The sequence below is a fragment of the Paenibacillus xylanivorans genome (genome assembly GCF_001280595.1).
GTDB classification, from domain to species: Bacteria; Bacillota; Bacilli; order Paenibacillales; family Paenibacillaceae; genus Paenibacillus; species Paenibacillus xylanivorans.
In genome coordinates this window covers 335,847-350,853 of record NZ_LITU01000059.1, presented here as the reverse complement: position 1 = coordinate 350,853, position 15,007 = coordinate 335,847, and the positions used below count along the sequence as shown (strand labels likewise).

The 15,007-nt window shown below is 47.8% G+C and carries 15 protein-coding genes; 14 read left to right on the top strand and 1 reads right to left on the bottom strand.

Features of this window, described 5'->3' with window-relative positions; translation table 11 throughout:
* The first annotated feature begins 12 nt into the window (after nt 1-12).
* The 14 genes from AMS66_RS14565 (at nt 13) to AMS66_RS14505 (ending at nt 13,939) form a co-directional block, all read left to right on the top strand.
* Entirely contained in the window at nt 13-1,362 is a 1,350-nt protein-coding gene (locus AMS66_RS14565; protein ID WP_236703403.1) for an extracellular solute-binding protein, read from the top strand.
* A gap of 27 nt (nt 1,363-1,389) precedes the next feature.
* Complete coding sequence (locus AMS66_RS14560; protein WP_082350699.1) at nt 1,390-2,334, top strand: carbohydrate ABC transporter permease; 945 nt, start codon at nt 1,390-1,392, stop codon at nt 2,332-2,334.
* A 25-nt stretch (nt 2,335-2,359) separates the two neighbouring features.
* Nucleotides 2,360-3,220, top strand: a complete 861-nt coding sequence (locus AMS66_RS14555) for a carbohydrate ABC transporter permease (RefSeq protein WP_053781467.1) — start codon at nt 2,360-2,362, stop codon at nt 3,218-3,220.
* A gap of 194 nt (nt 3,221-3,414) precedes the next feature.
* Nucleotides 3,415-3,588 (top strand): tryptophan RNA-binding attenuation protein, encoded by a 174-nt coding sequence (locus tag AMS66_RS14550; protein ID WP_053781466.1) that lies wholly within the window; start codon nt 3,415-3,417, stop codon nt 3,586-3,588.
* Nucleotides 3,589-3,976: 388 nt separating this feature from the next.
* Complete coding sequence (locus AMS66_RS14545) at nt 3,977-4,813, top strand: alpha/beta hydrolase (RefSeq protein WP_053781465.1); 837 nt, start codon at nt 3,977-3,979, stop codon at nt 4,811-4,813.
* Nucleotides 4,814-5,002: 189 nt separating this feature from the next.
* Nucleotides 5,003-6,565 carry an AraC family transcriptional regulator gene (locus AMS66_RS14540; protein WP_236703402.1) on the top strand — a complete coding sequence of 521 codons (1,563 nt, stop codon included), beginning with the start codon at nt 5,003-5,005 and terminating at the stop codon, nt 6,563-6,565.
* A 119-nt stretch (nt 6,566-6,684) separates the two neighbouring features.
* Nucleotides 6,685-7,686 (top strand): ABC transporter substrate-binding protein, encoded by a 1,002-nt coding sequence (locus AMS66_RS14535; protein WP_053781463.1) that lies wholly within the window; start codon nt 6,685-6,687, stop codon nt 7,684-7,686.
* Between the two features lie 24 nt (nt 7,687-7,710).
* Nucleotides 7,711-8,718, top strand: a complete 1,008-nt coding sequence (locus AMS66_RS14530) for a FecCD family ABC transporter permease (protein ID WP_024628652.1) — start codon at nt 7,711-7,713, stop codon at nt 8,716-8,718.
* Nucleotides 8,711-9,733, top strand: coding sequence for a FecCD family ABC transporter permease (locus AMS66_RS14525; RefSeq protein WP_053781462.1), 1,023 nt, complete (start codon nt 8,711-8,713; stop codon nt 9,731-9,733). Before AMS66_RS14530 ends, AMS66_RS14525 begins: the two co-directional genes overlap by 8 nt.
* Before the next feature lie 37 nt (nt 9,734-9,770).
* The gene (locus AMS66_RS14520) at nt 9,771-10,505 is read left to right on the top strand and encodes an alpha/beta hydrolase (protein WP_053781461.1); all 735 of its coding nucleotides are present in this window, start codon (nt 9,771-9,773) and stop codon (nt 10,503-10,505) included.
* Nucleotides 10,506-10,611: 106 nt separating this feature from the next.
* Nucleotides 10,612-11,361 carry an exodeoxyribonuclease III gene (locus AMS66_RS14515; RefSeq protein WP_053781460.1) on the top strand — a complete coding sequence of 250 codons (750 nt, stop codon included), beginning with the start codon at nt 10,612-10,614 and terminating at the stop codon, nt 11,359-11,361.
* A gap of 275 nt (nt 11,362-11,636) precedes the next feature.
* The gene (locus tag AMS66_RS14510) at nt 11,637-12,620 is read left to right on the top strand and encodes an alpha/beta hydrolase (RefSeq protein WP_053781459.1); all 984 of its coding nucleotides are present in this window, start codon (nt 11,637-11,639) and stop codon (nt 12,618-12,620) included.
* A gap of 50 nt (nt 12,621-12,670) precedes the next feature.
* Nucleotides 12,671-12,817, top strand: a complete 147-nt coding sequence (locus AMS66_RS32720) for a hypothetical protein (RefSeq protein WP_160319687.1) — start codon at nt 12,671-12,673, stop codon at nt 12,815-12,817.
* 144 nt (nt 12,818-12,961) lie between these two features.
* The gene (locus tag AMS66_RS14505) at nt 12,962-13,939 is read left to right on the top strand and encodes a diaminopimelate dehydrogenase (protein WP_407944544.1); all 978 of its coding nucleotides are present in this window, start codon (nt 12,962-12,964) and stop codon (nt 13,937-13,939) included.
* A 190-nt stretch (nt 13,940-14,129) separates the two neighbouring features.
* On the opposite strand, the gene AMS66_RS14500 is transcribed toward AMS66_RS14505, so the two are convergent.
* A complete protein-coding gene (locus tag AMS66_RS14500) occupies nt 14,130-14,984 on the bottom strand; it encodes a pentapeptide repeat-containing protein (protein WP_053781457.1) in 855 nt (284 codons plus the stop codon).
* Between the last annotated feature and the right edge of the window lie 23 nt (nt 14,985-15,007).

Here is a 15,007-nt window from a genome sequence, read left to right as displayed (position 1 = left end):
GAGTGGCTTCACTTGACGGAATCCGGTTATTTTTCATTCAGGCCAAGCAAGACCCTGCGATTTTTGGTTGCAGGTATACTCTTATTGAGCATTACAGCTTGTTCAGCCAAGCCGTCCGAAGAGTCTGGTTCGGCAGCTGTTACAGCTTCGGGTGATCAGACAGAGCCCATCACTATTGAGTACTGGCAGTACGAATTTCCAGCCAAGGTTGAACTGATCAATACCTTAATCCAGGAATTCGAGACTGAACATCCCAACATCAAAGTCAAACAAACCAATTTCCCGTACGACCAGTACAATCAAAAGGTTGCCACACTTGTACCCGCCGGAAAAGGACCGGATGTTATCAATCTGTATTATGGGTGGTTGCCCAAATACGTGCAGTCCGGTTATTTACAGCCGTTGCCTGAAAGTAGCTTTCCGGGTATTGCCGAGGCATTTTTCCCTTTTGTCGATACCGCAAAGCTTAATGGAAGCTATTATGCTCTGCCTACAGGCGTGAGAACGCTGGGGTTGTTTTATAACAAGGACTTGTTCACCAAGGCTGGACTTGATCCCGACAAACCGCCTACGACTTGGGGAGAACTTGTCTCGGATGCCAAGGTATTAACGGAAACGGACAAAAACGGGCAGTTGGTGACAGAGGGTTTCGCGTGGGAACCGGGTTCTCAGCTTCATCACTGGTTCCGTGACGGATTGTTATATCAGGCAGGAGGCAAGGACACGAGCGAGGATCGTCGGAAAATCCTCTGGAATGATACACCCGCAGGGCTTGAAGCATTCAAGTATCTGGTTGATTTTGCAACCGTGCATAAGGTGGGAATTAACGGCTTTTACACCGATGATGCCAATGCATTCAAAACGGGCCATGCCGCAATCAATGTGGATGGTTCATATCGATTGGGATCGATCAAAAAAGACGCTCCCGATTTGAATTTTGCTGTCGCACCGCTGCCGGGTTATAAAGGAAAATCCACACAGGCCTCATTCTGGGCCAATGCGATTCCTGCCAATGTTACCGGAGAGAAGCTGGAAGCAGCGACAACATTCCTACAGTTTTTGATCAGCAAGGGTGTTCAGGAACAATGGGTGGAGAAGGTCGGTGAACTTCCTGCACAGAAAGAAGTGGCTCTTCAGGATAAGTATGTGAATGACCCGCTGCTTGGCCCTTTTATCTCTCAGCTGAACGATGCCAACGCCCACTTTTTCATTGATGAGACGCAGGAGCGTACACTGTTTGTTAACGCTGTGGATGAGGTGCTGCTTAATCATGTGCCGGAAGAACAGGCCTTCAATGATCTGGTGACCAAAACCCAGAAGCTCTATGACGACTACTGGGCGAAACAGGATAAGAAAAAATAAGCTCTCATTCAAGGAGGCTGCGCAGTTATGAGGACTACCGGGGTGATCCCTTCGCGGCCGAAACGGCGTTTATGGTTCGGATGGGGAATAGGAAGACTCAATTACAGACATAAACAGCGGTTATTCATTTATGGCGGTTTGTTGATTCCGCTGATCTATTTTGTAGTCATCCGCATCTTGCCCATTCTGTATTCCTTTAACGTGAGCTTTCGCGAATGGGGCATGCTGTCACCGGACAAACCCTTTGTAGGTTTTGATAATTATACGACGCTGCTAAGTGACCCTCTATTTTTAAAGTCGCTGGTGAACACAGGAATCTACGTCGTTGTTGGTGTGCCTGCACAGTTAATTGCCGGATTAATCGTGGCTCTTCTTCTCCAGCAAGTGGTGAAGCTGCGCGGATTGTTCAGGACGGCCTACTTTATTCCGTATGTAACCAGTGTAGTGGCGGTAAGCTGGATATTCCGGTGGCTGCTGATGAAGAACGGGATTGTAAATGCCTTATTTATTGAAATGGGCCTTGGACCGCAATCTTTCCTGTATTCGCCCTCACAGGCCATCTTCTGGATTATCGCTGTGATGGTATGGCAGAATATCGGGTTTCAGATGCTCATTTTCCTGGCGGGCCTGCAAAACATCCCCAAATTGTATTATGAGGCGGCTGCCATAGACGGAGCCACGGGCTGGCAGCGCTTTGTCCATATTACGATCCCCCTGCTGAACCCGGTCATGCTGCTCTCCGTCGTCATGGCAAGCATCGGATTTCTACAATCCTTTACCCAGGTGCTGAATATGACGGGCGGCGGACCGTTGGACTCCACCATATCTGTCGTGCTTCATATATACAATTTGGCTTTTAAGAGCTTTGATATGGGTCTGGCCTCGGCAGCAACCGTCATTCTGTTCGCCATCATATTCATGCTGACACTGGTTCAGCTTAAAGTGCTGGGCAGCCGTTTTCAACAGGAGTAAAAGGAAAGGACGGTGCTCTTCAAGCATGAGCAGATCTGCCGCATGGGCCGATACCCGAACAACGCTCCGCTGGAAACACTCCGGGTCAATGTTCAGTTATCTATTGCTAACGCTCGGACTTGGATTAATGGTGTTTCCGTTTCTATGGATGATATCCACGTCGTTCAAGACGCTGGATGAAATCTACTCTTTAAGCCTGATTCCCTCCAAAGTTACATGGGATAATTATACGGCCATTTTTCAGGGGACCCCATTTCCCCGCTGGATGTTGAACAGTCTATATGTGGCCGTCATTGCCACCGTGAGTGTCTGCGTATTTGATTCCATTACGGGATACATTTTGGCCAAGTTTACGTTCTGGGGAAAACAGGTAATCTTTGTACTCATCCTGAGTACATTAATGGTGCCAACTGAAATGCTGATTATTCCATGGTATCTTGTATCCAGCAGTTTCAACGGTATGGATACGTACTGGGGTATTCTGTTTCCAGGCTTAATATCCGGGTTTGGCATTTTTCTAATGAAGCAGTTCATGGAATCACTTCCCTCGGAATTACTGGACGCGGCACGAATTGACGGCATGGGAGAATGGGGCATTTTTCTTCGTATTGCAGTTCCGCTGGTTAGGCCAGCCTTTGCGACCCTCTGCATTCTGACATTCCTGGGCAGCTGGAATTCATTCATCTGGCCGCTCATTATTACACAAACTGAGGAGATGTTTACCATTCCGGTCGGGATGGCGTTCTTCTCCAGCGAGGCCAAGGACAGCAGCAACTGGGTACAAATTATGACCGGAGCAACACTTTCGGTTCTACCATTGATCATTCTCTTTCTGTGCTTTCAAAAACAGATCATTCGGGGAATAGCCACAACGGGTCTTAAATAGCATTAAAGCGTGAGCCATTCTTTTATAATGAACAAAGCCGGCCATTCCATCAGGAGTGCCGGTTTTGTTACGCTCTCAATTATTTCTTTTGTGGGGATTTGTGCTAATAAAAAGGGACCTAAGTTGAATAAGTAATTTACTTTTGATATGTTAATCAAAGGTGCAACAAGTCCTACAAAAGGAAGGGGTTATTTATGTCAGTAGTTATAGCAACAGACGATTTGGAGCTCCCTTGTCCTAACTGCAATAGAGAAAAATATGTGATTACTAATGATAAAAAAGAACCTTGCACGAAATGTGATGGTAAGGGAGTTATACTAACTGCACTTGGGCAAACGTTACTTCACTTTTTCAAAAAACATTCTTAGACATAAAGTTCCCATAGGCCGAGAACTAATGTTGTTTGTCAACAAAAAGGGACTAGCACAACAGCGAGTCCTTTTTGTTTGAGCAATTACAAAAAAAGTAACTTTCAAATACAGTTATGGTGCAGATGGTAGACCGTTTGTTCAGAATGAAAAGATCCCTGGTTTAGTTCGGTGAAATCGCAAATACATATACTTCAACATAATCATAGGAATACAAAAAGCCGTGGTTTACCTCGGCCAGGCCGGACGATAATCCGGCTTTTTGGTGATTCATTCTTCATAGCGGTGCATTTTCCATATGGAAATAGGTGATTCGTCCATGGAAGGCTGAACCGACCTTGGATATAATCGGAGATTAAAGCGTAGCAACCACAGGAGGAATATTTCATTGAGACAAGTGACGAGACATGACGGAACAGAACCGGAGGTAACTTTGCCGGGAACAGCCATTTATCGCATGCGTGAAGAACAGACCGAAAGAGAGTACGAAATCAGAGTTTGGGTGCCGGAGAGCGCCCCGCCAGCTTCCGGATATCCCGTGATCTATCTGCTGGATGCCAATGCGGTGTTTGGTACGATGGTTGAAGCCATGCGTGCACAGTCTTTACGTCCGGAGAAGACCGGGGTTGTGCCGGCAGTTATTGTTGGGATAGGGTATACAGCCAGAGCCCCCTTCCCACCGGACAGGCACTATGATTTTATGATGTCGGTTCCCAAAGGGGAATTACCCCGGAGGCCAGATGGAGCAACCTGGCCGGAGCATGGCGGCGCTGAAGCATTCACCCAATTTATCGAGGAACAATTGAAGCCGGATATTGAACGACGCTATGCCATTGACCGGAGCAGACAGTCCGTTGTGGGACACTCGCTGGGCGGGTTATTTGTTTTGCAGTTGTTACTGGATCGTCCGGGAACGTACCGAAATTACATTGCAGGCAGTCCGTCTCTTCATTGGAACTCGGCATGGATCGCCCGACAGCAAGAGACGTTTGTTTCCCGTATGACGGATAACAGTTCCGAAATTCACGTTTTTCTTGCAGCAGGAGAGCTGGAGGGGAGTCATCCCAGCGGGGTGATTGAACGTTCCCGAGCTTTTGCCCAATGGTTGAACCATGTCGATGCCGAAGGAGTCCGAGCCGATTTTATCTGTTTTGAAGATGAAGGTCATGTCTCTGTATTGCCTGTATTTATAGGCAGGGCGCTGCGATTTGTATCCAGTGATTGAACGGGCAGGAGATATCATGAAAGAACTGGTAGATGTGAGGGCCTCCGAAAATTTGATATACTGATGATAGTTATTGAGAATGGTTATCAAATGGAGGCCTATAAATAGATGATTTCCCCTAACTTATACTCTAATCAAGAGATGGATTCCGCGTATCCACTCGACAGATTGACGATAAAATTGCGTGACATGGAAAAAATGAAATCCACTTCAGACTGGAACATTCCCCAGCAACATACCTCATCTTATGTGCTTGTCATGGTAACCGGTGGTGAAGCCCTATTGACACTGGATCGGGGGGATATCCATATCCATGCACAAGGCGTATATTCCTGTGTACCCGAATCCACTTTTGGACTGACCTCTTTCGGAGATGAAGGAGCTGAAGTAACGATTGTGCGGTTTGACCTTTATCAAGAGCTTTATGATGATCCTGACACCTTGCATGTGGTTAAAGATACCCCGATGTTCAAATCTGGCAAGGAGCTGGCCGTATCACCAACCGTTCAGCTCTCATTTATGTGCGAAGAAATACACAACCTGTGGCATAGCGGCAGAGCCATGGGGCATTTTCAGGCACATGTGCAGTTTCTTCAATTGCTTGCAAGTCTTACTGAAGCATCGCCCCCGCTCAAGGAAGATTCTCAGATGTTGATTCAGCGTACCAAAGATTATATCGATGAGCATTCCAATGAGAATCTAACCGTGGAATATCTGGCAGGCATGGCCGGACTGAGTCCGAAATACTATGTGGATCTGTTCAAGCGAAGATACGGAATGAGTACAACTGATTATATCTCTTCACTGCGCATTAATCGCGCTAAGCAACTGATGGCCGGTACTGAAATGCGTCTGCGAGACATTGCCCATCAGGTTGGATACCAGGACGAATTTTATTTCAGCCGCAAATTCAAAAAAGCCATGGGAATATCCCCTTCGGTATATATGAACAGTCGCCGCCGTAAAATCGCCGCCTATCACATTGCAATTACAGGACATTTACTAGCTCTAAACATGGTTCCCTATGCGGCACCACTGCACCCGAAATGGACATCATATTACTATCGAATGTATGGCAAGGATATCCCTGTACATCTAAGTGCCTATCGGATTGATCTGGAGTGGCAATCCAAAATTCAGGCTCTGCAAGAGCATCAGCCAGACTTGATTATCAGTTACGACCACTTGCGACCTGAGGAGAAAAGACAGCTTGAAGATATTGCGCCTGTTCATTACCTAACAGTCTCAGATCACAACTGGCGTTCACAGCTTCACATCCTGGCTGAACATCTGGGGGCACAGCAGGACGCCAAGAGTTGGCTGGAAACTTATGATCATAAGGCGGAACAGGTCAAAACGATGATGCAGCAGAAGCTTGGCAACGAGAATGCTGTCGTTATCCGTTTGTTAAAACATCAGTTCACACGTTATTGTTCACCTTCCATGTTGGAAGTGTTATACGGTGATTTGGCAGTCCGACCAGCCCGCAGCAGTGAAGAAGGGGAAATATATAACGAGCCGATTACGCTGGAACAGCTAAATGAAATGCAGACGGATTGGATATTTCTGATGGTATGTCAGGAGAGTGAGACGTTGTCCTTCTGGGAGGATGTGCAGAAAACATCCTTGTGGCAAAATATAAAATCCGTTCAGAATAACCGGTTGTTTATCATTACGGCTGACCCCTGGCTTGAGAACTCGCCTCTCGCCAACGAACGCATCCTGGATGATCTGATGGATCGCTATCGGTGAAAAATCCATAGAGATTCAGGACAGAGTCCATGGTTCTGTCCTTCATTCTTGTTTATCATTCAATAATGATTATTATTCTCAATTAGAATAATCGAACTATTGAAGGGGGATCACCAGAGATGAAAAAGAAATTGGGGTTATGGTTGGTAATGTTATGTATGCTCGCTGTATTGGGAGCGTGCGGCAATAAAGAGGACGCGTCAGGGAATGCGGAGAATTCGGCTTCGACCGGAACCACGGAGACGACCGGTCCAGCGGATACAGCTGAGGCAGCTGAAGGCACACGAACCATTCAATATCTTGATAAGGAATACACAGTTCCAACAGAGGTTAAACGTATTGTTATTACAGGTTCCATGGAAGCGATGGAGGATGCACTGGTTCTGGACGTACACCCAGTAGGGGCGATTACTTTTGGCGGTGAATTCCCGGAGATGTACGCCTCTATCACGGATCAGGCTGAGTCCATTGGGCAGAAGATTGAGCCTAACTTTGAGACCATTCTGTCCCTGAAACCGGATATTATCCTGGGTTCCACCAAGTTTAAGCCTGAAGTGGCCGAGCAGTTAAGCAAAATTGCACCATTTATCCAGGTGTCCCATATCGCTACGGATTGGGAGGCCAACCTAAATCTGCTGGCTGAGCTGACAGGCAAGCAGGAACAGGCCAATCAGGAGATTGAACAGTATAAGGCTGCACTGACAACTGCCCAAGCTGAGCTGGGGGACAAGCTGGAAAACAAAAAGGTGCTAGCAGTACGTATTCGTAACGGACAAATGTACGTGTATCCAGAGTCTGTCTTTGTGAATCCGATTCTGTACGGAGATCTTGGGTTCCAGGTTCCGGCCGAGATACAGGCAGCAAAAGCACAGGAAGCACTTTCGGTGGAGAAGTTTGCAGAGATGAACCCGGATTATGTGTTTGTACAATTTGAGACATCTGAGAACTCCGACACCCCGAATGCACTGACGGATCTGCAGAACAACCCGATTATCCAGAAGACAACTGCACTGAAGGATAATCATGCCTTTGTGAATGTCATTGATCCATTGGCTGAGGGTGGCCCGGCATGGAGCCGTATTGAATTCCTGAAGGCGGCAGTTGAGCAATTATCCAAATAATTAGAGCAAGGCGTGTATACTCCTATGCAAAAGAGAAGATTGAATCCGGTGGTGCTGTTTGCAGCAGCACCTCTGTTCATTGCTGTAACTATTCTGGCGTCCGTCATGTACGGAGCCAAGAGCATTGACGTTTCGACCATAACGGCAGCCATTTTTCATTTTGATACGGACAGCATCGATCACCAGATCATTGTGTCATCCCGGCTCCCGCGTGTCATTGGTGCTCTATTGATCGGGGCTTTTCTGGCGGTGTCAGGTGCGCTCATGCAGGGGATGACAAGAAATTATCTTGCATCCCCTTCCATTATGGGGGTATCCGATGGGTCGGTAGTGGTCATCACCTTATGTATGGTATTTATGCCGAATACGTCATCGCTTGGTCTTATATTTTATTCTTTGGCGGGATCGGCACTTGGAGCAGGACTGGTATTTTTCATAGCCTGGTTATTGCCGGGTGGCATGTCGCCTGTTCGGCTTGCCATTCTGGGTACAATTATCGGTACATTCCTTGGGGGTGTATCTCAGGCCGTGGCTACCTATTATCAGGTGTCCCAAACGATCAGTTTCTGGTATAACGCCAGATTGCATCAGATGGACCCAGGCATGATCAAGCTGATTATTCCATTTGCCATCGTGGGCTTGGCGTTAGCCCTTATCCTTTCGAAATCCATCACTATTCTTTCAATGGGTGATGATGTCGCAACAAGCCTGGGGCAGCGTACGGGTTGGGTCAAGGCCTTATCCATTTTGAGTGTGGTCATCCTGACGGGAATATCCGTGGCTCTGGCGGGCAAAATCGCTTTTGTCGGTTTGTTGGTTCCGCATATTGCACGATTCCTCTTCGGGGTGGATTACCGCTGGATTATTCCGTGTTCTGCTCTGCTAGGCGGGTTCTTTTTGGCCTGGTGTGACATTCTGAGCCGTTTCATTAACTCTCCGTTTGAAACACCAATCGGAGTGGTCACCGCATTATTCGGCGTTCCTTTCTTCCTTTATCTGATCAAAACCAAAGGAGGGGGAAAACATGCCTGAACCTAAGCGGGGAAGATTATGGGCGGTTTTTTTCATTAGCGCAGTAATCATTGCAACAGCCGTTTATATCAGTCTGACCAACGGTGCATTTGATATTTCCGTGATGGATGTCGTCAAAACGTTATTGCGGCTGGACCCTGTCCATGAGCATGATCTGGTCATTTTTGACTTCAGGCTGCCGCGTATTGTCATTGCACTACTTCTTGGCCTGGGACTCGGGATTGCCGGAGCTGTAATTCAGGGCATCGCGCGCAATCCGCTGGCGGATCCCGGCATGCTTGGCATTAATGCAGGTGCGGGAACGGCTATGGTGCTGTTTATGCTTCTGTTTCAGGGGTCCATAACAGGTACAGGATGGTTATCCATTATGGCGATGCCACTGTTTGGCCTAGTGGGTGGATTAACCGCAGTCGTTCTCATCTTGTGGTTTGCACAGGAGCGCGGGCAATTGGATTCCCAGAGGCTCATTCTGGTGGGGATTGCCATTGGCTCGGGATTTAGTGCAATTACGCTCTATCTTTCCCTGAAGATGAACCCCTCAGATTTTGAGATGGCAACCGTATGGCTGACAGGCAGCATCTATAATGCCAACTGGCGATACATATCGGCAATGATTCCATGGCTGGTCCTGCTGATTCCATTGCTGTGGGCTAAATCCCGTGTACTGGATGTGATGCAATTGCAAGAGGCCAGCAGTATGGGACTTGGTGTGGATGTTCATCGGGAGAGGAAAATATTGTTGCTGGGCAGTGTTGGGCTCGTCAGTGCCTGTGTTGCCGTGTCCGGAAGTATCGGATTTGTTGGGTTAATCGCGCCCCATATTGCCCGGCGGCTGGTGGGGCTTCACCATAAACGAGTCATTCCGGTATCCGGGTTGGTCGGCATGGCGATGGTTGTTGTAGGGGATTTGATCGGCAAAACGGTATTTGCCCCCGCTGAACTGCCTGTAGGCATCGTCATCTCCATCATTGGCGTTCCTTATTTCATCTTTTTGCTGCTGAAAAACCGGATGTAACAAGTCAGATTTGAAACAGGAGGGAAGGGTTCCATACATGAGTAAATGGGTACAGGAGTCCGTTAATGGCTGGACGCTCCATCTGCTGCTTCCGCCATCTTATACAGAGGGAAATCGTCATTACCCGGTTGTTTATATTCAGGATGGTGGTGCGGTAGCCAAAGCCTGCAGTAATCTGCTGGATCATTCCTTTCGCTCCGGAAAACTGCCTGAATTGATTTTGGTCGGTATTGAACCTCACAATCGCAACGATGACTATACACCATGGCCTGTACCGGCGTTAAATGCATCTTTTTCGGCCTTTGGCGGGCAGGGAGGCATATATCTGAAGGCGATCACTGAGCAGCTGAAACCGTATGTGGACTCGTCTTACCGTACTCTTGCAGATTCAGAGAATACAGGTATACTCGGCTGTTCGCTCGGCGGGCTAATTTCTCTGTTTGCGGCGATGGAGTTCCCTCATGTCTTTGGGAAGGTGGGGGCGTTATCGGCCTCTATGTGGTATGAAGGTTTCCTCGATTATATGAGGGACTATTCCTGGGCTGAACGAGGTGGGTTGAAGTTGTATATGTACGTTGGGAGTCTGGAAGGTGTGTACAAAGCCAATGCCCAGGCCATGATGCTGGAAAATACACGTTCAGCGTGTCGCATGATTCTGGCCCAAGGTTATCCTGCTGAGCGGCTGAATTACGTGGAGGAAGAGGGCGGGACACATGATCTTTTGTTCTTTGCCAAGCACCTGCCCGAAGCATTATCCTGGCTGTATCAGTGAGTATATGGCTTAGGAAGCCCCCATTCTGTTTGGATACCGTCACACCTCAGCCTTGTCCTCCCGAATTGGCCCATGCTATATTGGGGAGATGTGAGGAGATGAGGATATGAAGCTGGTGTCCTGGAATGTGAATGGATTACGGGCATGTGTTACGAAAGGGTTCATGGATTATTATCACGAGACCCAGGCAGATATTTTCTGTGTGCAGGAGACGAAATTGCAGGCAGGACAGATCGAGATGGATCTGGGAGAAGACGTATATCAATACTGGAATTATGCTGTTAAAAAAGGATACTCCGGCACAGCCGTATTTACCCGGATCAAGCCTCTATCTGTCTGGTACGGGATAGAGGAAGACAGCGAACCGGAAGGCCGGATGATTACGCTGGAGTTTGATCATTTTTATCTAATCAACGTATATACTCCCAATGCGAAGCGGGATCTGACTAGGCTTCCTTACCGTCTGGAATGGGAGGATCGCTTCAGGGGTTATATCCTGCAATTGGAGCAGACCAAGCCGGTTATCGTATGTGGTGACCTGAATGTAGCCCATCAGGAGATCGACCTGAAGAATCCGAAGCCCAATCTGGGCAACTCGGGATTCACGCTGGAAGAGCGAGGCAAGATGACCGATCTTCTGGCTGCCGGATATGTGGACAGTTTCCGCCATCTGTACCCGGATCGCACGGATGTGTACAGCTGGTGGTCTTATATGCCGAAGGTCAGGGAACGGAATGTGGGCTGGCGTATTGATTACTTCCTTGTATCCAATCAACTGGCTCCGAAGGTATCCGATGCGCATATCGACTGTCATGTCATGGGCAGCGATCATTGCCCGGTGGGTCTTACGTTGTAACTGTAGATTGCAGAGGGTATATTTGTTTTTTTAGAAATACCATCAAACCGCAGGTTTCCGTTATCGGGGGCTTGCGGTTATTTTACATTGTCTGTACGGTTGTCTTCCCTTTGGTACAGGTATCAATGGTATTTTTCATGTTACGGGTAGGGGAACGGAACTAGACTTAGGTTGGGGAAAGAACTGGACCCGGGATTGTTCCGTTTCGACCCGTAATTAGGTAGGATTGAAGAATACATATAGATGATGACTCGGGGAGTAAGGGGTAGAGAACAATGAAGAAGGGGTTACGGAGAGGGTTAAAGGGGCTGGGAGGCCTGATGCTGGCAATGGGACTTCTGCTGCTGGCAGGTACCGCATATGAGGCATATCAGTCGACACAGGACATGAAATCCTATGCTGCACCGGGCAAGATGTATGAGGTGAGCGGACGCAACATGCATCTCTATACAACGGGAACAGGAAATGCGACAGTGGTTCTCGCTTCAGGCTGGGGTACGCCCAATCCTTATGTTGATTTCAGCCCACTGTATAACCAGTTGAAATCCCAGGTGAAAATTGCGGTGTATGATCGGTTCGGTTACGGGTATAGCGACTATACGGATCGGCCACGTGATATCGATACCATTACGGAGGAAATCCATCAATTGCTGCGAGTATCCGGCCAACGCCCGCCGTATATCATGGTAGGTCATTCTCTCGGATCGCTGGAGACCATGCGATTTGCACAAATGTATCCCGATGAGGTAGCTGGCATAGTCATGATCGATGGAGGAAGCCCCGAATATTACAGCACTGTGGATATGGAGCAACCGGATTGGTATTTCGATTCAGCCCGTTTTCTGGTGAAAACAGGAATTGTGCGTACATTGCTGCATTCGGATCGGATAACGGAATCTTTGGTCGTTAACCCGGATCTCGTCACGGAATCGATGAGAAAAGCAGCCACCATTTCCACTCTCAAGCATGCTTACAATGAAAACGTGATTGGAGAGATTCGCAATTGCAAGATGAACGCAGGCCATATCCTGGAGCATAAAAAGGAATTCTCCTTCCCACTGACCATTCTGACGGCGGGTTCAGAGAAACCGAGCGAAGGCAGCCGGGCATGGCAGGCAGATCAAGCCGATTTTGCTTCATGGTCCAGTCAAGGAGCTCAGGTCACTGTGGCACACGCCAAACATGATATCCATAACAGTCAGCCGGATATTGTAGCCAATGAAATTTTGAAGTTGGTGAAGCGGTCCGGTGAACTGTGAAGAACATGATCCAGAAAAAATATAGCAAACAGGATGAGGAGGCAGGGTGGATGAAGAAGATCAGAACCGCATCAAGATTCCTTTCCATACTTCTGGCAAGTTGTCTGTTGTCTTTAACGGTATTGTCCGTTTCCGTCTTGTTTGCTACCTCTTCCGTGGATGCTATACCTTTTATCCATTCGGTTGGACGTAATTAGAATAAGGGGAATACATCTGACCTTGCTGCTTTGCATGCAAGGTATTTTTATTTCAAACTGGAAACCTGACAGTTTACATGTTATGTTATATCATTATACTAGATAAAGTAGGCAACTATAGATGAGGACAGGAGAGGATTGAACATGGTCAAAGTTGGTATCGTAGGTTACGGAAATCTGGGCAAAGGTGTAGAGAAAGCTATCACTCAAAACCCGGATATGGAGCTTGTTGCTGTATTTACACGTCGTAACCCGGAGCAGATGGTTGCAGAAGGTACAGAGGTTCGTTTTGAGCACATCTCTGCTGCTGAGCAATACATAGGCAAAATTGATGTGATGATTCTGTGTGGAGGTTCGGCAACCGATCTTCCGGAGCAGACACCTGCAATTGCAAAATTGTTCAATACGGTGGACAGCTTCGATACACATGCCAAAATCCCTGAATTCTATAAAGAAGTTAACGCTGCGGCAGAGCAAGGTGGCCACGTAAGCGTCATTTCCACAGGTTGGGACCCAGGCTTGTTCTCCATGAACCGACTGCTTGCTCAATCGATCCTGCCAGAAGGTAAAGAGTACACGTTCTGGGGTAAAGGGGTCAGCCAAGGTCACTCGGATGCCATCCGTCGTGTTCCGGGCGTTAAGGCTGGTGTGCAATACACTGTACCTGTTGAAGAAGTAATCAACAGCATTCGTGCTGGGGAGACACCAGAATTGACCACACGCGAGAAGCATTTGCGTCAATGCTATGTGGTGGAAGAAGCTGGTGCGAACCAAGACGAGATTCGTGAAACCATTGTATCCATGCCGAACTATTTCTCGGATTACGATACAACGGTAACGTTCATTACCGAAGAGCAATTGAAGGCTGAGCATGAGGGCATGCCACACGGTGGGTTTGTCATTCGCAGTGGAGTTACAGGCGCAGGCCAGAAACAAATTATTGAGTTTGGTCTGAAGCTCGACAGCAATCCTGAATTTACCGCAAGCGTACTGGTGGCTTATGCAAGAGCCGCACAACGTTTGAGTCTAGAAGGACACAAAGGGGCCAAGACGGTATTTGATATTCCACTCGGTCACCTGTCTCCTAAATCGGCTGAGGACCTTCGCCGCGACTTGCTGTAGTCCGTTAATTCATTACTGCAGTTCTAAGGCTTGATTATTCATATCTAAAATGTGATACAACACAAACAGCTCGTCCTTTCAAACAGAGGGACGAGCTGTTTGTTGTACAAACGAATTAGTGCATTTTTAGTGCATATGTATGGGCTATTCATATTCACTCGTACTCAAATTCATACTGGGATAGTCTTCCCTACAGCCAGTGTTCAGGAATGTTTAAATGATCCGGCAACCTGGTACCTGCACTACCCTTTGCCGAGTTGAGCTGGGATTGTGTCAGAAAGATGCTACCTCTCAGATCCGCCCCGCCCAGATCCGCATCCCGCAAGTCGGCGCCGATCAGATCGGTACTTCTCATATCTGCGTTTCGTAGGTTAGCCGCAATCATTAAGGCACCTCTGAAGCTCGCTCCCCGAAGGTCAGCCCCTTTTAGATTTGCACCCAGAAAGTCTCTTCCGGTACGCTTTTTGGTCTTTGATGTGGATTGTTCCTTATCTGAAGCTTTGGCTTTCGCTCGCACCATTTCGCTTGCCTGTACAAGCAGTTCGTTCACCACAGCCCGATGTGCGGGAATGTCGAGACGTAATATGGCAGATGGCTCCAGATTGGTTAGTCGTTCCGTTTCCCGGTATATGTTCTGCAAAGCCGAATGAATCGATGATGTTTCCGGCAGATGCAGCATTTCGTTGACATAACTCATCATCTCATGGAGCTGCTTCATTACAGGCAAACAATCGAACATCTCTGTGGCAGATTCGGGATGATCGCGCCAATCCTTGCCTGCATATGTAACTTGCGATAGTTTCTGTCCTGCCCCAAAACAGTCGTATACCGTGCATCCCTTAAAGCCTTTCTGTCGCAGCTGTGTATGGATGCCGCAGCGGTTATCGGTACGGAGATTGGGACAGGGGGTGCCACTGGATTTATCAAAAGCAAAGTCAGATGACTTGCCATACGGCAAGGCGACGCAGCATAGACCAAAACATTGCTCGCAGTCTGCGCTTAAATGCAGAGTAGCCTGATTGCTACTGAATGCTTGGTTAGTCATTTGTACACTTCCTTTAATTAAAA